The 15,978-nt window shown below is 62.3% G+C and carries 17 protein-coding genes and 1 pseudogene; 6 read left to right on the forward strand and 12 right to left on the reverse strand.

Annotated elements, in window-relative coordinates:
- Positions 1–102 precede the first annotated feature (102 nt).
- From QRN33_RS05430 to QRN33_RS05440, 3 genes are all read right to left on the reverse strand, one after another.
- Positions 103–1,059 (reverse strand): quinone oxidoreductase family protein, encoded by a 957-nt coding sequence (locus QRN33_RS05430; protein ID WP_285407473.1) that lies wholly within the window; start codon positions 1,057–1,059, stop codon positions 103–105.
- Between the two features lie 29 nt (positions 1,060–1,088).
- Positions 1,089–1,262 carry a DUF1427 family protein gene (locus QRN33_RS05435; RefSeq protein ID WP_080902507.1) on the reverse strand — a complete coding sequence of 58 codons (174 nt, stop codon included), beginning with the start codon at positions 1,260–1,262 and terminating at the stop codon, positions 1,089–1,091.
- Between the two features lie 212 nt (positions 1,263–1,474).
- Positions 1,475–2,242 carry an AraC family transcriptional regulator gene (locus QRN33_RS05440; RefSeq protein ID WP_065615963.1) on the reverse strand — a complete coding sequence of 256 codons (768 nt, stop codon included), beginning with the start codon at positions 2,240–2,242 and terminating at the stop codon, positions 1,475–1,477.
- Between the two features lie 146 nt (positions 2,243–2,388).
- Here QRN33_RS05440 and QRN33_RS05445 point away from each other — a divergent pair, with 146 nt between their 5' ends.
- Together QRN33_RS05445 and QRN33_RS05450 are read left to right on the forward strand one after the other, a co-directional pair.
- Positions 2,389–2,616 carry a DUF6555 family protein gene (locus tag QRN33_RS05445; protein ID WP_016775403.1) on the forward strand — a complete coding sequence of 76 codons (228 nt, stop codon included), beginning with the start codon at positions 2,389–2,391 and terminating at the stop codon, positions 2,614–2,616.
- Between the two features lie 48 nt (positions 2,617–2,664).
- On the forward strand, positions 2,665–2,937 hold the full coding sequence (locus QRN33_RS05450; protein WP_227972662.1) for a hypothetical protein: 273 nt from the start codon (positions 2,665–2,667) through the stop codon (positions 2,935–2,937).
- A 22-nt stretch (positions 2,938–2,959) separates the two neighbouring features.
- On the opposite strand, the gene QRN33_RS05455 is transcribed toward QRN33_RS05450, so the two are convergent.
- From QRN33_RS05455 to QRN33_RS05465, 3 genes are all read right to left on the reverse strand, one after another.
- Entirely contained in the window at positions 2,960–3,127 is a 168-nt protein-coding gene (locus QRN33_RS05455; RefSeq protein WP_080902506.1) for a metallothionein, read from the reverse strand.
- A 717-nt stretch (positions 3,128–3,844) separates the two neighbouring features.
- Positions 3,845–4,297, reverse strand: a complete 453-nt coding sequence (locus QRN33_RS05460) for a DMT family transporter (protein WP_285407479.1) — start codon at positions 4,295–4,297, stop codon at positions 3,845–3,847.
- Positions 4,298–4,300: 3 nt separating this feature from the next.
- Positions 4,301–4,786 carry a DMT family transporter gene (locus QRN33_RS05465; RefSeq protein WP_065615962.1) on the reverse strand — a complete coding sequence of 162 codons (486 nt, stop codon included), beginning with the start codon at positions 4,784–4,786 and terminating at the stop codon, positions 4,301–4,303.
- 113 nt (positions 4,787–4,899) lie between these two features.
- On the opposite strand from QRN33_RS05465, the gene QRN33_RS05470 reads away from it, so the two are divergent.
- Positions 4,900–5,835 carry a LysR family transcriptional regulator gene (locus QRN33_RS05470; protein ID WP_064361383.1) on the forward strand — a complete coding sequence of 312 codons (936 nt, stop codon included), beginning with the start codon at positions 4,900–4,902 and terminating at the stop codon, positions 5,833–5,835.
- Between the two features lie 245 nt (positions 5,836–6,080).
- Here the strand turns inward: QRN33_RS05470 and ctpM are convergent, their stop codons facing one another.
- Complete coding sequence (ctpM, locus tag QRN33_RS05475; RefSeq protein WP_042609108.1) at positions 6,081–7,763, reverse strand: methyl-accepting chemotaxis protein CtpM; 1,683 nt, start codon at positions 7,761–7,763, stop codon at positions 6,081–6,083.
- A gap of 201 nt (positions 7,764–7,964) precedes the next feature.
- Positions 7,965–9,281 (reverse strand): Na+/H+ antiporter family protein, encoded by a 1,317-nt coding sequence (locus tag QRN33_RS05480; protein ID WP_064361384.1) that lies wholly within the window; start codon positions 9,279–9,281, stop codon positions 7,965–7,967.
- A 1,481-nt stretch (positions 9,282–10,762) separates the two neighbouring features.
- Here QRN33_RS05480 and QRN33_RS26675 point away from each other — a divergent pair.
- Both QRN33_RS26675 and QRN33_RS26680 read left to right on the forward strand, forming a co-directional pair.
- Positions 10,763–10,909, forward strand: a pseudogene (locus QRN33_RS26675) (HAMP domain-containing protein); the annotation flags it as partial.
- A 102-nt stretch (positions 10,910–11,011) separates the two neighbouring features.
- On the forward strand, positions 11,012–11,767 hold the full coding sequence (locus tag QRN33_RS26680) for a methyl-accepting chemotaxis protein (RefSeq protein ID WP_371699990.1): 756 nt from the start codon (positions 11,012–11,014) through the stop codon (positions 11,765–11,767).
- Between the two features lie 248 nt (positions 11,768–12,015).
- Here QRN33_RS26680 and QRN33_RS05490 read toward each other — a convergent pair whose 3' ends face one another.
- Genes QRN33_RS05490 through QRN33_RS05505 form a run of 4 tightly spaced genes read right to left on the reverse strand, consistent with a single transcriptional unit; the run spans position 12,016 to position 14,617 of the window.
- Positions 12,016–13,329, reverse strand: a complete 1,314-nt coding sequence (locus tag QRN33_RS05490; RefSeq protein WP_042609105.1) for a sensor histidine kinase — start codon at positions 13,327–13,329, stop codon at positions 12,016–12,018.
- Positions 13,326–13,994, reverse strand: a complete 669-nt coding sequence (locus tag QRN33_RS05495; protein WP_042609104.1) for a response regulator transcription factor — start codon at positions 13,992–13,994, stop codon at positions 13,326–13,328. The genes QRN33_RS05490 and QRN33_RS05495 overlap by 4 nt, the downstream gene beginning before the upstream one ends.
- Positions 13,995–13,997: 3 nt before the next feature.
- Entirely contained in the window at positions 13,998–14,309 is a 312-nt protein-coding gene (locus tag QRN33_RS05500) for a PepSY domain-containing protein (RefSeq protein ID WP_016775413.1), read from the reverse strand.
- A complete protein-coding gene (locus QRN33_RS05505; RefSeq protein WP_285407488.1) occupies positions 14,309–14,617 on the reverse strand; it encodes a PepSY domain-containing protein in 309 nt (102 codons plus the stop codon). The genes QRN33_RS05500 and QRN33_RS05505 overlap by 1 nt, the downstream gene beginning before the upstream one ends.
- A gap of 263 nt (positions 14,618–14,880) precedes the next feature.
- On the opposite strand from QRN33_RS05505, the gene QRN33_RS05510 reads away from it, so the two are divergent.
- Positions 14,881–15,960, forward strand: a complete 1,080-nt coding sequence (locus QRN33_RS05510) for a patatin-like phospholipase family protein (RefSeq protein ID WP_042609101.1) — start codon at positions 14,881–14,883, stop codon at positions 15,958–15,960.
- Positions 15,961–15,978: the final 18 nt, after the last annotated feature.

Consider the following 15,978-nt stretch of genomic DNA (forward strand, 5'->3'; position numbering starts at 1 on the left):
CGAACAGGCCGTTTCAGTCGACGAATATTGCGACTGACACAGCGTCTTCGCGAGCAGGCATGCTCCCACAGGTTATCCGGGTGGCTGAGGGAATGGCGTCCTTCAAGGAATCAAAATGATCTTGTCGCCGCCACCCTGATTGACCTCTGCATAACGCCCCAACCCTTCAGCCAGCGGCACTTCCACCAGGCCCTGCGGCAGCGGCAAGCGATCCTCGTCGAAGAACCGCCCGAACTGCTCAAGCATCGCCGCGCATTCTTCGACGCCGTACAGCAACGAGTTGATGCCGACCACCGAGCCGCCCTTGCGATACAGCGCCAGCGCCGGCAGGTGCACGTGGCCGTCGACCGGGGCGCCGATGATGGCGATGCGGCCGAAGGTGGCCAGTGCGGCGACCGAGGCCGGCAGCCAGAAACCGGTGGTGTCGAAGATCACATCGGCGCCGCCGCGGTACACCGCGTTGACCTGCGCACCCAGCTCGTCAGGCTTGTCCAGTTGAATCGTCTGATAGCCCTGCTTCTGCAAATCCGCCACCTGCCCGGGCCGGCGCGCGGCGGCCAGCAACTGCGCGCCGCGCACTTTCGCCAAGGCCAATGCCGCCGTCGCCACCGCCCCGCCGCCGATCACCAGCAAGCGCGTGTCGGCGCTGACCAGGCTGCGCTCCAGCGCATCCCACGCCGTGGTGTACGGCACGCCGAGGCTGGCCGCCTGGGCGAAACTCAGATGCGCCGGTTTGTGCGCCACGCCATTGGCCGGCAGTTTGACGAATTGCGCATGGGCGCCGTCGGCGAAGAAACCCAGCTCGCGCCCGGTGCCCCAGACTTCCTGACCGATCAACGCTTGCGCCCCCTCGACCACCACCCCGGCAAAATCCCGTCCCGGTACCCGCGGCAAAGTGGTGTAAGGGAAACGACCGAGGACGTTTTTCACATCGCTGGGATTGAGGCCCGCAGCCTTGATCTGCACCAGCACTTCATCGACGCCGGGCACCGGGGTCGGCACGTCGACGAAACGCAGGGAAGACAGGTCGCCGGTCTGATCGAATTGCAACGCTTGCATGGGCACATCCACCGTGAAAAAAGGGAAATTCAGGACAACCAGCCAGCGACCAGTTGCCGGCCCATCGGCCACAACTGCTCACCGGCCAACATGCCGAGCAGACCGACCAGCGCGATGGCCGGCGGTGCGGGAGAACGGAAATCGAGCGCGCCGTAGAGCAGGCCGACGCCCAGGCCAATGGTCAGAGAAATGAGGTAGTTCATGGGGGGAACTCCGCCGCGATAAGTGATGGGCAGAGTCTAGGGAAAGGGACGGAGCGGTATCGGCCAAGGACTTCTGAATTTCGGACAAAACCAAAAGGTCACCACAACGCCCTGTAGGAGTGAGCCTGCTCGCGATAGCGGAGTGTCAGTCAACTCATCAACCTCTGAAAGACCGCTATCGCGAGCAGGCTCGCTCCTACAGGGGGTTGTGTTCAGCCAGTGGAAAATTGCGAAGGCGCGACGCCCAGCTCTCGGCGAAACATGTCGCTGAAGCTGCTCGGTGAATAACCCAGTTCGCGAGCGATGACGCTCACCGCCACGCCCTGAATCAACGCCGCCACCGCCGTCGCCAGTTGCACTTGGCGCCGCCATTCGGCGAAGCCCATGCCGAGGCTGTCCTTGAACAACCGCGCCAGAGTGCGCACGCTGGCGCCGGCGTTTTCCGCATGCTGCTCGAACGGGATCTCCAGTGACGGCGCGGCCATCACTGCCTGACACAGGTTCATCAGACGCCGGTCGGACTCATCCGGCAGTGGGATCTTCAGTTGCGAACGCCTTGCCCGCCGCAACTCCAGCAACGCCAGCCCGACCAGCGCCTCGTAATACTCAGCCTCGCCATCATCGCCCTGCGCCACCAGCCCGACGATCAACTCGCGCAGCAAACCGCCGACTTCGATCACCTGCACCGTCGCATCCAGCGTCGCCGCCAACGCCGGACGCAGGTAGATATTGCGCATCTGCAAGTCCGACACCACGCGAATCCCGTGGGGCACCCCCGGCGGCAACCACACCGCCCGCTGCGGCGGCACCACCAGTGCTTCGTGCGGGGTTTCCACCCACATCACCCCGCTCATCGCATACAGCAACTGCCCCCAGACATGCTCGTGCGGCTCGATGAACAAACCACGCGGGTACGTCCGCGCCAGCGGTTGCACGGGCACATCGGTGTCGGTCAGATCAGGGGGCGCGGCGAGGGCCATGGCGAGCGTTCACAGGGGGTTGGCGAAGCCGCCATGGTAACCAGCACGCCCCGCCCTCGCCAACGATAGATACCGTCGGACAATCCAACTGAATTTTCTCGGCACAGCGCGATCCGTTTATTACCACAGGGAGGAATACGGGCTTTATGAACAACGCAAAACTTTACGTCATCGACTACACACTGCATGGCACCCCCAAGTCGTTCATTATCCGCTCGGACAAAATGGACAACGCCGAAGCCTGGCACTGGGCAAGCTGCGACGCGGGCGTGGGTCGCATCCCGCGCTTCGGCCGCGAGAAAGTGCAAAAGACCAGCAAACCGATGGCAGAAAAATTCGGCCTGGAAAACGTCACCTGGCGCCAGACCAACTGACCCCATCGCCTTCACCGCAGGCTTGGCAATCGCAAGGGGGAATCGACGATGACCGACACTTATCACCCGGCCCGACTGGATTACGGCCTGACCACCTTCTTCGGCCAGATCAGCAAAACGGTGGATTGCGAGGTGGCCCTGGAAACGGTGGCGGATGACCCCTACCGCTTCACCTTGTGCGTCCAGGCACCGGTGCCGGAGGATCTGGACCAGGCCAAGATCGTGGTGGTCAAGGTCAAGGGGCGAACGTTGCAAGGCACGGTGAGACACTTTGAACGACAGGAAGACGACAGTCTGAAAATGGAAGTGGAGCCTGATTAGGCTCCACTTTTTTTTGCCCTGATTATTTCGGATGGGCGCAACCGCAGCCCTTCATCGCACATTCTTCACCGTGCTTGTGGTGATGAGCGCAGGCCTCGCAGCAATAGTGTTTACCGTGCACAGCATAGGAATGTTCGCCCTCTTTGAGGGTGCAGTTGCAGCCGGGGCAGTCGCATTTTTTATCGGACATGGGACAGACTCCTTGCGTGGTGGTTGTCTGGGGCTTGAGTGGTAAGCCGTAAGAGACAGTGTAGGAGGTGATTTTGCAGGCTGGCCAGGTATTGAGAGATCGGGCGACGCAGAGATGGCTTTCGCGAGCAGGCTCGCTCCCACAAGAACGACTTCGCGCAGCACAGACCTGCGCATGACATCAAAAGCCCCTCACCCTAGCCCTCTCCCGGAGGGAGAGGGGACTGACCGAGGTGATTGCGAGAAACCCGCCGACGTGGAATACAGAGTCGAACGCAGATTTGAAAAGCCCAAAAATCGGCCCCCTCTCCCTCGGGAGAGGGCTGGGGTGAGGGGCGAACCCACCAGAAAAACCAAGGCAGGCACCACCCGCTCTTCACCACTCAAAACAATGAGCGCAAGCTCGAGTAGCTTTTGATCTTGATCTCAGAGCCCGTCGGCAGGCTGAGCGGAGGGATCGATCCAGGCGTGGGAGCGCAGCGACCGTACGACGCAGTCGTACACAGCGAGTGTAGGTGCAGCGAAGCAAACCGGAGCCGCTGCGCCAGGATCGGTCCCGCAGCGAAGGAACCCCGAGCCCCAGCGAGCGGGCCGAACGTCAGGGCGAAGACCTTTTGGTTCCTTTTGGGGCGTTTGCCAAAAGGGACTCGCCGTAAGGGCGAAACCGCCAGTCGCAACACCCGCAGCAACGGATATGTACACAATCAAACAAATAAAATCACTGCGCCTGCCGCGAACTCCGATACATAAACACCAAAGCCACCGCCAAACAAACCATCGCCAGCATCCGGCTCGAAGACAAGCCGATCGCCGGATTCCCCAACCAGCCAAAATTGTCGATCAACATCCCCATCCCCAACTGCCCGACAATCACCGCCACGGTCGCCACAGCCGTCCCGACCACTGGCACCGCGCCGACCATCACCATCATGTACACCACGCCAAACAGCGCCCCGGTCAACTGCCACTTCGGCACCTCCAGCAGACTCACCGCCTGCGCCGGCTCGAAAAACAGGATCAACAACCCGGTCACCACCGCACCCACGGCAAAGGTCAGCAGACTGCTACGCAGCACACCCACCGTCTCACCCAAGCGACCATTGATCGCCGCCTGAACACTCAACACCGCACCGGCCAACACCACCACCAACAACAAAATCACCAGACCCATCATTCACCCCCGCGCAATCAGAATCAAAGCCACCACAATCAAACCCAACGCCAGCCAGCGCTCGCCGTTGACCTTCTTGCGCGTCGCGCCGAACCAGCCGAAATGGTCGATCAGCACACTCTTGCCGACCTGCCCGGACAAAATCGCAATCATCGTCATGGCAATGCCGATGTGCGGCGTCGCCAGCGTCAGCACCACCACGTAGATCGGCCCCAGAAAACCGCCGATCAACTGCCAGCGCGGCAGTTCGGTCAGCGCCGGACCTTTTCGCGGGCCGGCGAACAGCAGCAGCAAAAACAGAATCGCCGAGCCCACGCCGAAGATGCTCAAAGTTGCCCACAAATGCCCGACCTGCTCGCCCAGCGGCCCGAGCAACCCCGCCTCCACCGACAAGCCCATGCCGGCGAGAATCACCAGCGGCAGCAACAACAGACGTAACACCGACCGCTTCACCGGTGCCGCGACCAACCCCTCATCCAACGTCTGCATACACAACCTTCCACGCTCATAAACAAGGGCGCGGATTATCGGCTGGCGCCGCTGTGCGATAAATGGGAGCATCCGGACAACACTTTTGCGCAAAACGCACAGCGAGACACACCATGCACGGGCTCAATGAACTCGGATTCAAGGCGTTACGGCTGTTTGTAGCGGTCCTCGACCACGGCAGCTTTTCCGAAGTGGCCCGGCGCGAAGGCGTCGCCCCCTCCTCCATTTCGCGGCAGATCCAGTTGATGGAGCAGGCGCTGAATCAGCAATTGCTCTACCGCCACACCCGTGCCGTCACCCCGACCGAAGCCGGGCGCACGCTCGGCCATCATGCGCGGTTGTTGCTGGTGCAATTGGAAGAAGCCGAGCAAGCGTTGCAGGAGCAGCAAAGCGAACCCACCGGACTGGTGCGGATCAACGCGCCAGTGGTGTTCGGCCAACGCCACCTGACGCCATGGCTGGGCGAGCTCTGCGCGCGCTATCCGAAGCTGCAACTGGACATCCAGCAAACCGACCATTACGTCGATCCGTTGCAGGAAGGCGCCGATCTGCTGTTTCGCATCGGTGCGCTGCACGACTCGAGCATGCAGGCTCGGATCCTCGCTCCGCACCGCTTTCAGGTCGCCGCCAGCCCTGCCTATCTGCAGCGCCACGGCACCCCACAGCATCCCGACGAACTCGCACAGCATCAGTGCCTGGCCTACAAAGGCGCGGCCGGTCAGCAGCGCTGGTTTTTCCGCCGTGAGGGCGAGGACTGGACGCCGTACACGGTCAGAGGCCCGATCACCGGCAACCACGCCGACACCCTCACCCAGGCTGCTCGGCAAGGGCTGGGGCTGGTGATGTTTCCGTCGTGGCTGATTGGCGAAGCGGTGCGCGAAGGCACACTGGTGCCGGTGCTCGGGGAGTATCAGGTGTCGAACAGTCTGGAGCCGCAGCAAATCGCGGTGCTGTGGCCGGGGAGCCGACGGTTGTCGGTGAAGGTGAGGACGGTGATTGATTTTTTTGTCGAATGCTTTGGCGAGATTCCCTATTGGGACAGAGCCTAAAGATCAAGAGCCCCTCACCCTAGCCCTCTCCCGGAGGGAGAGGGAACTGATTGGGGGATGCTCGAGAATTTCGCCAACCTGAATGTCCCGCTTTGAATCCACCATCGACCGGATTCAGCTGGACGCAGAACCAGATCGTTTTTGGATTCACCCGAGAGCGTTCAAGTCGGTGCAGCTCCCGAGGATCGCGCGGTCGGTCCCCTCTCCCTCTGGGAGAGGGCTAGGGTGAGGGGCTTTTCAGGCGATCAGATACGGAACTGACCGACCAGCTTGCCCAGCCGCTGCCCCAGCTCCGCCAGACTGCGCGAGGTCTGCGCACCCAACTGCGTTTCATCGGCGACGCTGTCCACCGCCACGGCAATCTGATGCACGCTGCGGTTGATCTCTTCGGCCACCGCTGTCTGCTCTTCCGCTGCGCTGGCGATCTGCGCGTTCATCGAGTTGATCGTCGCGATCAACTGCGCCATGGCATCCAGCGACGCGCCGGCCTGATTGGCCTGTTGGGAAGTGCCGTCGCCGGCCTCGCTGGAGCGGCGCATCGCCTCGACCGCCTGCTGCGTGCCCGCTTGCAAGCGGTCGATCATGCCCTGGATTTCCTGGGTGCTGATCTGCGTTCGGCTGGCCAGCGCGCGCACTTCGTCGGCGACCACGGCGAAACCACGCCCGGCCTCGCCAGCACGGGCCGCTTCGATGGCTGCGTTCAAGGCCAACAGATTGGTCTGCTCGGCAATCGAACGGATCACCCCGAGCACGCCGACAATTGAACTGACGTCCTGCTGCAGGCTGTCCAGCGACACGCCGCTGTTGCGGATGTCATCGACCAGCGCATGAATCTGTTTGATGCTGCCCGCGACCACGCGCTTGGCGCTCTGGCCTTCTTCGTCAGTCTGCTGGGCGGCGACGGCGGCGTTCTGCGCGCTCTTGGCGACTTCCTGGGCGGCAGCGGACATTTCGTTGATCGCCGTAGCGACCTGATCGGTTTCGTGGCGCTGACGCTCCATGGCCTGATCGGAACGCTGCGCCTGTTCCGAGACCTGGGTGACCAGTCCGGTGAGTTGCGTGGTCATCTCGGTGATCTGCCGCACCAGGCCGTGGATCTTGTCGACGAAACGGTTGAACGAGCCGGCCAGTTCGCCGAGTTCGTCCTGGCTGGTGATGTTCAGGCGCCGGGTCAGGTCGCCCTCGCCCGCCGCGATATCGTCGAGGCTGGCTTTCATTTGCGTCAGCGGGCGCAGAATGGTGTTGGCCAGCAGCATGCCCGCCGCCGCGATCACCAGCAGCACCAACACGGCAACGCCGACGATGCTCAGCACCACGCCTTGCACGCGCTCCTGCACTTGCGCTTCGACCTGCGCGACTTGTGCTTCGATGCCGTCGAGGTTGACCGAGGTACCGACCGCCATGTCCCACTTCGGCAGGTATTCGGTGTAGCCGAGTTTCGGCACCAGCACCTTGGCGTTGCCCGGCAGTGGCGAGCTGTATTGCAGATAGTGGGTGCCGTCCTTGGCCACTTTGACCAGGCCGAGGTTGACGTAGACGCCGTTCGGATCGCGGTTGTCCTTGAAGCTTTTGCCGACGCCGTCGGGGTCGTTGGCCTTGAACAGGCGCACGGTCTCGGAATCGTAGCCGAAGAAGTAACCGTCCTTGCCGTAGCGGATGCCCGAGAGCAATTTGATCGCCTGCGCCCGCGCCGCGTCGTCGCCCGGTGCGGCGGCGTCGTAAAGGGGTTTGATCGTGGTCATGGCCACGGCGACGTAACTTTGCAGGGTCGCCTTGGCGTCGCTGAGCAGCCGCTCGCGGGTCTGCTCGACTTCCTTGCGCGCCTGTTCCTGGAGGATGAACAGCGTGGTCACACTGATGACCAGCGCAAAGAGCAGCACCGGCAGAACGGCAAGGGACAGGACTTTAGCCTTCAGGCTCAGGCGCATCGGGGGACTCACTCTTTTGATTTTGTTGGCGTGGTTAAAGGCTTTAACGGCACGCCGGGGCAAAAGTTGAGTCCGGGAAATAACCCGATCCCCTGTAGGAGTGAGCCTGCTCGCGATAGCGGTGTATCAGTCAGCGGATGAGGCGACGGATACACCGCCATCGCGAGCAGGCTCACTCCTACAAGAGGGTTGGTGGGCCGTTTAGAGAACCATCGCCGCCACCCAGCCAAACGCCAACAGCGGCAAATTGTAGTGCAGGAAGGTCGGTACGACGGTGTCCCAGATGTGGTGATGCTGGCCGTCGATGTTCAGGCCGGAGGTCGGGCCGAGGGTCGAGTCCGAGGCCGGCGATCCGGCGTCACCCAACGCACCGGCAGTGCCGACGATGCAGACGATGGCGATCGGACTGAAGCCCAGTTGCACGCACAGCGGCACGAAAATCACCGCGAGAATCGGCACGGTGGAAAACGACGAGCCGATGCCCATGGTCACCAGCAGCCCGACCAGCAACATCATCAGGGCACCGACGCCCTTGCTGTGATCGATCCACGCCGCCGAGGCTTCTACCAGGGTCTGCACTTCGCCGGTAGCCTTGATCACTTCGCCGAAACCGGACGAGGCGATCATGATGAAGCCGATCATCGCCATCATCTTCATGCCTTCGGTGAACAGATCATCGGTCTCGCGCCACTTGACGATGCCCGATGCCGAGAAGATCAGAAACCCGGCCAGCGCACCGATAATCATCGAGTCCAACAACAGCTGAATGACGAACGCGGCGGCGATCGCCACACCGGCAATCATCAGGCTCAGCGGGTTGTACTGCACCGCGGTCTGCTCGACTTGTTCGATCTTCGCCAGGTCATAGACGCGCTTCTTGCGATAGCTGATAAACGCGATGCCGAGGCCGACCAGCATGCCCAGCGCCGGAATACCCATGGCATGGGTGACATTGATACCGCTGATGTCGACGCCGCTGCGCGCGACGTTGGCCAGCAGGATTTCATTGAGGAAGATGTTGCCGAAGCCCACCGGCAGGAACATGTACGGAGTGATCAGGCCGAACGTCATGACGCAGGCGATCAAACGGCGATCGAGTTGCAGCTTGGTCAGTACATAGAGAAGCGGCGGCACCAGCAGCGGAATGAACGCGATGTGGATCGGCAGGATGTTCTGCGAAGCAATCGCCACCACCCAGAGCAGGCCGATCAACAGCCATTTGACGTTACCGCCGCCCGTCGCGTGTTGCCGGTCCACCATGGCCAGGGCCTTGTCGGCCAACGCATGGGCCAGGCCGGATTTGGCGATCGCCACGGCAAAAGCACCGAGCAAGGCGTAGGACAACGCCACCGTCGCGCCGCCGCCCAGGCCGCTGTTGAACGCCTTGAGCGTCGCTTCGATGCCCAGACCACCAGTCAGGCCACCGACCAGCGCCCCGACGATCAGCGCGATCACCACATGCACGCGCGACAGGCTGAGGATCAGCATGACGCCGACGGCTGCTATGACTGCATTCATTTCACTACCTCAAAAAACACTGCGGGTGAAAACACACCGCCAGACAGGATGAGTCCGCCCGGAATTGGCCGGCGGATTTGTACGGAGGGTCTTATTAGAGGGCGCGCACTGTGCCGCAGCGAACAGTCCTTGTCAAAGTCACACGGCCCTGTAGGAGCTGCCGAAGGCTGCGATCTTTTGACCTTGTTCCAGAGCAAAAACGCAAGATCGCAGCCTTCGGCAGCTCCTACATGGATCGCATGCGCAATTGGTCATATTGCGCTGGAGGGATAAAGAAAGCGCAAACGCAGCCGCTACAGTGCAAAGTCTCAGATATTTATCGGATAAGGATGTTTTCCATGTCGCTCAGACAACTTTCCATCCAATGGAAAATCACCCTGCTCGCCGGCCTCTGCCTGGCCGGTATCGTGACCCTGTTGGTCGGTCTTTCGCTGTATCGCATGGAACACAGCTCGGCGCTGGTCAAGGCCTCGAGCATGGAGATGCTCACCGAATCGGCGCAGGCGCGGATCGAATCGCAAGGTGAAGTGCAGGCTGCGGGCATTCGCCAGCAGTTCATGGACGCCTATCAGTACGGCCACGGTTTCTCGCGGCAGGTGCTGTTCTTGCGTGAACAGGCCGAGAAGCGTTTTCTCGATGCTTTCGACCTGCGCGAGGACATGACCCGTCAGGTCAAGTCCGCGCTGCAGGCCAACCCCGACCTGCTCGGCCTGTCACTGGTGTTTGAAGCCAACGCGCTGGACGGCAAGGATGAACTGTTCGCCGATCAGGCTGAGCTGGGCAGCAACGACAAGGGCCGTTTCGCCCTGTACTGGTCGCAACCGACCCCGGGCAAAGTCACTTCGATGGCGCTGCCGGAAAGCGACATGAGCGACACCAGCACCGGCCCCAGCGGTCAAGCCGCCAACGCCTGGTTCACCTGCCCGCGCACCACCCTCAAACCCTGCGTGATCGAGCCGTACTTCTATGTCATCGACGGGCAGAAAGTGCTGATGACCAGCATCGTCTTCCCGCTGCAGGTCAACGGCAAAGTCATTGCGTCGTTGTCGGTCGACATCAACCTCAACAGCCTGCAAGCGATCAGCCAGAATGCCAGTCGCAAACTTTATGACGGTCAGACCGCGGTAAGCATCGTCAGCCCTGCCGGCCTGCTCGCCGGCTACAGCCCGGATGCCGGCAAGCTCAGCCAGCGCCTGGATGCGGTGGATCAGGCCAGCGGCAGCGAGTTGCTGCGCCTGCTCGCCTCGAGCACTGGCGTGAGCAGTCTGCACAGCAACGGCCATTTGAAAGTGCTGTCGCCGTTCCAGCCGATTCCCGGCGGGCCGGCGTGGGGCGTGTTGTTGGACGTGCCGGAAAAAGTCCTCGTCAGCCGCGCCGAAGCGCTCAAGCAGCAACTGGATGCGAGCAATAATTCGGGCACGCTGATCGAACTGAGCCTCGGCCTGCTCGCCGCGCTGATCGGTTTGCTACTGGTGTGGTTGATGGCGCGCAGCGTGACCAAGCCGATCCTCGGCGTCGCGCACATGCTTGAAGACATCGCCAGCGGCGAAGGCGATCTGACCCGGCGCCTGGCCTATGACAAGCAGGACGAACTCGGGCAACTGGCCGGCTGGTTCAACCGTTTCCTCGACAAGCTGCAGCCGATCATCGCCGAGGTGAAACGCTCGGTGCAGGACGCCCGCAATACCGCCGACCAGTCCTCGGCCATCGCCACCCAGACCAGCGCCGGCATGGAGCAGCAATACCGTCAGGTCGATCAGGTCGCCACCGCCTCCCATGAAATGAGCGCCACTGCGCAGGACGTCGCACGCAGCGCCGCGCAGGCCGCCGAAGCCGCCAAGGACGCCGACCGCGCTACCCGCCAAGGCCTGACGGTGATCGATCGCACCACCGCGAGCATCGACACCCTCGCCGCCGACATGAGCGCAGCGATGGTGCAGGTCGAGGGCCTGGCCGCCAACAGCGAGAAGATCGGCACGGTGCTGGAAACCATTCGCGCCATCGCCGAGCAGACCAACCTTCTAGCGCTTAACGCTGCCATCGAAGCGGCCCGCGCCGGTGAAGCCGGACGCGGTTTCGCGGTGGTCGCCGACGAAGTGCGCAACCTCGCGCGCCGCACCCAGGAGTCGGTGGAGGAAACCCGCCAGGTCATCGAGCAATTGCAGAACGGTACGCAGGAAGTGGTCGGCTCGATGGGCAACAGCCATCGTCAGGCCCAGGGCAGTGTCGAGCAGGTGGGCCAGGCTGTAACGGCGCTGCGGCAGATCGGCGATGCGGTGACGGTGATCAGCGACATGAACCTGCAGATCGCCAGCGCCGCCGAAGAGCAAAGCGCGGTGGCCGAGGAGATCAACAATAATGTGGCGACGATTCGCGATGTGACCGAATCGTTGTCAGGACAGGCGAATGAATCGGCGCGGGTGAGCCAGTCGCTCAATAGCCTGGCGAACCAGCAGCAGCGCTTGATGGATCAGTTTCGCGTTTGATCTGAGATTGCGGGGTGTCAGTCAGATTCCCCCCTCACCCCAGCCCTCTCCCCCCAAGGGGGGCGAGGGGGAAAGGGAGCCGATCTTCACGCCATTCAAACCTGAGTTCGGCTCGGTACTCAGATCACGGTGATGCTTTCAAAACCTGAGTTCGGCTCGGTATCTCACGTCGGTGTACCTCGACTAAACACCTCGGTCAGTCCCCTCTCCCTCAGGGAGAGGGTTAGGGTGAGGGGCTTCTAAAAGGCTCACCGCCGAGGCAGTTCGATCACCACTTTCAACCCGCCCCACTCGCTCTCGCCCAACACCAGCAAGCCGCCCCAGGTATCGACGATGTCCCGCACGATGCCAAGGCCCAGCCCATGCCCGTGGGTCTGCTCATCCAGCCGCGTGCCACGGCTGAACACCTGAGCGCGTTGTTCCTCGGGGATTCCCGGCCCGTCATCTTCCACGCTCAGGGCAAAGCCGTCAGCGCGCTCGATGACGCTCAAGCGCACCTCGGCATCGGCCCATTTGCAGGCGTTGTCGAGCAGGTTGCCGAGCAGTTCCAGCAAGTCCTCGCGATCCCACGGCAGTTGCAGGCCCGGCGGTGCGACGTAACTCAAGGCCAGGTGTTCGCCATGAATCATGTTCAGCGTCGCCAGCAACCCCGGCAGCTCGGCATCGCAATCGAACAACGCGCCGGGCAGCGCATCACCGGATAACCGCGCCCGATTGAGTTCACGATTGAGGCGCTGCTGCACCTGTTCCAGTTGTTCCTTGAGAATCCTGCGCAGCTCGGGATGGTCGTCGAGCTTGTCGCTGGAGGCCAGGCTCAGCAGCACCGCCAATGGTGTTTTCAACGCGTGGCCGAGGTTGCCCAAGGCATTGCGCGAGCGCTTTAGGCTGTCTTCGGTGTGAGCGAGCAAATGGTTGATCTGCGCCACCAGCGGTTCCAGTTCCACCGGCACCTGATCGTCGAGTTGCGAGCGCTGGCCTTGCTGCAACTGAGCGATCTGCTCGCGCGCGCGCTCCAGTGGTTTGAGGGCGCGGCGCACGGTCAGGCGCTGCAGGAACAGGATCAGCAACAACGCCGCCAGCCCCAGGCCGAGGCCGATCTGGCGCATGCGCTGGAAGCTGTCGCTGACCGGCGTGTAATCCTGGGCGACGCTGATCGAGATCGACTGGCCCAGGCGCCGATAGTCCGACCGCAATATCAGCAGGCGTTGCCCGCCGGGGCCCAGTTGCAGGTTACTGTGCAGCCCCGGGTGGTCGAGCAAGGGCAGATCCTGATCCCATAACGAGCGCGAGCGCCAGTGACTGTCAGAGAAGTCGATGCGAAAGTAATGCCCGGAAAATGGCCGCTGATAGGCCGGCGACAGATGCCGCTCATCCAGCTGCAACCCTTGCGGGCCGCGCACCAGCGCCACCAGCAGGCTTTCGCTGTCATTGCGCAGGCCGGCTTCGAGGTAGCGCTGCAAGCCGACTTCGAATAACCACAGGCTGGTTTGCGCCAGCACCAGACCGACGATCACCATCACGCTGATCAAACCCAGGCTCAACCGGCGCTGGATTGATCTCATGAAGCTTGCCCGCCGAACAGGTATCCCTGACCGCGACGGGTTTCGATGACGCTTTTGCCGAGCTTGCGCCGCAGGTGATTGACGTGGACTTCGAGGACGTTGGAATCGCGCTCGGTCTCACCGTCATAGAGGTGTTCGGCGAGGTGGCTTTTCGAGAGGATTTGTTCGGGGTGCAGCATGAAATAGCGCAGCAAGCGGAATTCGGCGGCGGTCAGCTGGATGTCGGCGCCGTCGCGAACCACGCACTGGCGGCCCTCGTCCAGATGCAGGCCCGCGGCTTGCAGGGTGGGCTGGTTGGACTGGCCCTTGGAGCGGCGCAACAGCGACTGAATGCGCAGGAACAGTTCTTCCGGGTGAAACGGTTTGGTCAGGTAATCATCCGCGCCGGCCTTCAGGCCTTCGATGCGCTCGGCCCAGGAATCGCGCGCGGTGAGGATCAGCACCGGTATCGCCAGACCGGCCGCGCGCCACTGCGCAAGCACGTCCAGCCCCGGTACGCCGGGCAGGCCGAGGTCGAGGATGATCAGGTCATAGGGCTCGCTGCTGCCCTGATACACCGCGTCACGGCCATCGGCCAGCCAGTCCACCGCGTAGCCCTGGCGCTGAAGGCCAGCGAGCAATTCGTCGGCCAGCGGTACGTGGTCTTCCACCAGAAGCAAACGCATCGATCAATCTTCCTTGTCTTTGACTAACTCGCCGGTATCGGCCTTCAAGTGCAGCTCGCGCGCCACGCCTTCGACCGTCAGCAATTCGACTTCGTAAATGTACACGTCGTGTTTTTCTTCCAGCTCGACTTCCAGCAGTTTGGCACCGGGGTAGCGATCCATGGCCTGCTGCAGCACTTGCTCCAGCGGCAGGATCACGCCATCGCGACGCAGGGCCAGCGCCTCGTCCTGATCGAGATCGCGAGCCATGGCCGTACTGCACAACAACACCAGCGCCAGCGCCGTCAGGCGGGTGGCGCGACTATTCAGCTTCATTACGTATCCTGATGATCCCTGAGCACTTCACCATCTACCGCGTTCAACTCCAGATCCCACTTCACACCTTTCGGGTCGCGCAGTTCGATCTGGTAAATGAACTTGCCGTACTCTTCTTCCAGCTCGGTTTCGGTGATTTCCGAACCGGGGTGTTTTTCCAGCGCGATGGCGTTGAGCTTCTCGAAGGAGACGATAGTACCAGCGTCGCGCAAACGAAGCGCTTCGTCAGGCCCGAGATCGCGCGCGTGAGCGGTGCTGGCAGTGAGGCCGATGATCGAGGCAGTGGTCAGGGCAGTCAGGGTTTTCATGGTGTCTCCGAATTCTTATATGTTGCATACGGTGGGCACCTTAGCGGGGTCAACTTAACTGAAACTGAATGGCCATCATTGTGCCCTTTTCATTACCAATCCACCGCTTGGAACAAGACTCTGTAGGAGTGAGCCTGCTCGCGATAGCGGTGTGTCAGCCAACACATCTGCCACTGATGCACCGCTATCGCGAGCAGGCTCACTCCTACAAGGGTTCGCAACATCGGCTTATAATTCGCAGCTTGCCAACGATCGAGACCGGTATGACCGCCATCCACATCAAGTTCCCCGCCCTCACCCTCAAGGCCGGCCCGCGGGCCATGGCGCGGATTCGTGCGCAGGGCTTGCACGCCGCTGACGTCGGCACCCTGCCCGGTGCGGCCGGTGGGCCGAAGGCGCTGGGGATTCAGGGGCTCGATCTGGCGTTGTTCGGCGAGTGGCTGCCGAGTGCGCCGCGCGAGCGTTCGCTGATCGGCGCCTCGGTCGGCTCCTGGCGCTTCGCCAGTGCGTGCCTGCCGGACGCCGCCGAAGGCATTCGCCGCCTCGGTCAGCTGTACGCCGAGCAGAATTTCAACAAAGGCGTGACCATGGCCGAGATCAGTCAGAGCTCGCAACGCATGCTCAACGACCTGCTCGACGGCCGCGACGCAAGCATCCTCGAAAACCGCGATTACCGCCTCAACATCATGGTGGTGAAAAGTCAGGGCCGCCTCGCCGAAGACCATCGCGGGCGCCTCGGTCTGGCGCTCGGTTCGGTGATTGCCGACAACCTGCGCGGGCGCGCCCGGCTGTCGCGGCACTTCGAACGGCTGATCATCCACGATCCGCGCCTCGCCCCGCCGCTCGATGCCTTGACCGATTTCCCCTCGCGCTTCGTTGCCCTCAATGCCGGCAACCTGCGTCAGGCCCTGCTCGCGTCCGGGTCCATTCCGATGGTCATGGAAGGCGTGCGCGACCTGCCCGGCGCCGGCGCAGGTACGTTCCGTGACGGCGGCCTGCTGGACTATCACCTCGACCTTCCCTACAGCGGCGACGGCATCGTGCTTTATCCGCACTTCACCGATCGGGTGATTCCCGGCTGGTTCGACAAGACCCTGCCGTGGCGCCGCGCCTCGGTGCAGCGTTTGCAGGACGTGGTGCTGGTCGCGCCGTCGAAGGAATATCTGGCGCGCCTGCCCTACGGCAAGCTGCCCGATCGTAACGACTTCAAACGCTTCATGGGCGATGCGCCGAGCCGGCAGAAATACTGGCACGCGGCGATGGACGAGAGTCGCCGACTGGGCGATGAATTCCTCGAACTGACGGCCAGCGGTCGCCTCGCCGACCGCTTGCTGACCCTTTAGTCAGCACGGCCAAAGACA

The sequence above is a fragment of the Pseudomonas sp. FR229a genome (assembly GCF_030209115.1).
GTDB classification, from domain to species: Bacteria; Pseudomonadota; Gammaproteobacteria; order Pseudomonadales; family Pseudomonadaceae; genus Aquipseudomonas; species Aquipseudomonas moraviensis_A.

Excerpts from the sequence above, each read along its gene's own strand:
- QRN33_RS05430 (WP_285407473.1), bottom strand. The coding sequence starts at position 1,059 with ATGCAAGCGTTGCAATTCGATCAGACCGGCGACCTGTCTTCCCTGCGT.
- QRN33_RS05435 (WP_080902507.1), bottom strand. The coding sequence starts at position 1,262 with ATGAACTACCTCATTTCTCTGACCATTGGCCTGGGCGTCGGCCTGCTC.
- QRN33_RS05440 (WP_065615963.1), bottom strand. The coding sequence starts at position 2,242 with ATGGCCCTCGCCGCGCCCCCTGATCTGACCGACACCGATGTGCCCGTG.
- QRN33_RS05445 (WP_016775403.1), top strand. The coding sequence starts at position 2,389 with ATGAACAACGCAAAACTTTACGTCATCGACTACACACTGCATGGCACC.
- QRN33_RS05450 (WP_227972662.1), top strand. The coding sequence starts at position 2,665 with ATGACCGACACTTATCACCCGGCCCGACTGGATTACGGCCTGACCACC.
- QRN33_RS05455 (WP_080902506.1), bottom strand. The coding sequence starts at position 3,127 with ATGTCCGATAAAAAATGCGACTGCCCCGGCTGCAACTGCACCCTCAAA.
- QRN33_RS05460 (WP_285407479.1), bottom strand. The coding sequence starts at position 4,297 with ATGGGTCTGGTGATTTTGTTGTTGGTGGTGGTGTTGGCCGGTGCGGTG.
- QRN33_RS05465 (WP_065615962.1), bottom strand. The coding sequence starts at position 4,786 with ATGCAGACGTTGGATGAGGGGTTGGTCGCGGCACCGGTGAAGCGGTCG.
- QRN33_RS05470 (WP_064361383.1), top strand. The coding sequence starts at position 4,900 with ATGCACGGGCTCAATGAACTCGGATTCAAGGCGTTACGGCTGTTTGTA.
- ctpM (WP_042609108.1), bottom strand. The coding sequence starts at position 7,763 with ATGCGCCTGAGCCTGAAGGCTAAAGTCCTGTCCCTTGCCGTTCTGCCG.
- QRN33_RS05480 (WP_064361384.1), bottom strand. The coding sequence starts at position 9,281 with ATGAATGCAGTCATAGCAGCCGTCGGCGTCATGCTGATCCTCAGCCTG.
- QRN33_RS26680 (WP_371699990.1), top strand. The coding sequence starts at position 11,012 with ATGGAGCAGCAATACCGTCAGGTCGATCAGGTCGCCACCGCCTCCCAT.
- QRN33_RS05490 (WP_042609105.1), bottom strand. The coding sequence starts at position 13,329 with ATGAGATCAATCCAGCGCCGGTTGAGCCTGGGTTTGATCAGCGTGATG.
- QRN33_RS05495 (WP_042609104.1), bottom strand. The coding sequence starts at position 13,994 with ATGCGTTTGCTTCTGGTGGAAGACCACGTACCGCTGGCCGACGAATTG.
- QRN33_RS05500 (WP_016775413.1), bottom strand. The coding sequence starts at position 14,309 with ATGAAGCTGAATAGTCGCGCCACCCGCCTGACGGCGCTGGCGCTGGTG.
- QRN33_RS05505 (WP_285407488.1), bottom strand. The coding sequence starts at position 14,617 with ATGAAAACCCTGACTGCCCTGACCACTGCCTCGATCATCGGCCTCACT.
- QRN33_RS05510 (WP_042609101.1), top strand. The coding sequence starts at position 14,881 with ATGACCGCCATCCACATCAAGTTCCCCGCCCTCACCCTCAAGGCCGGC.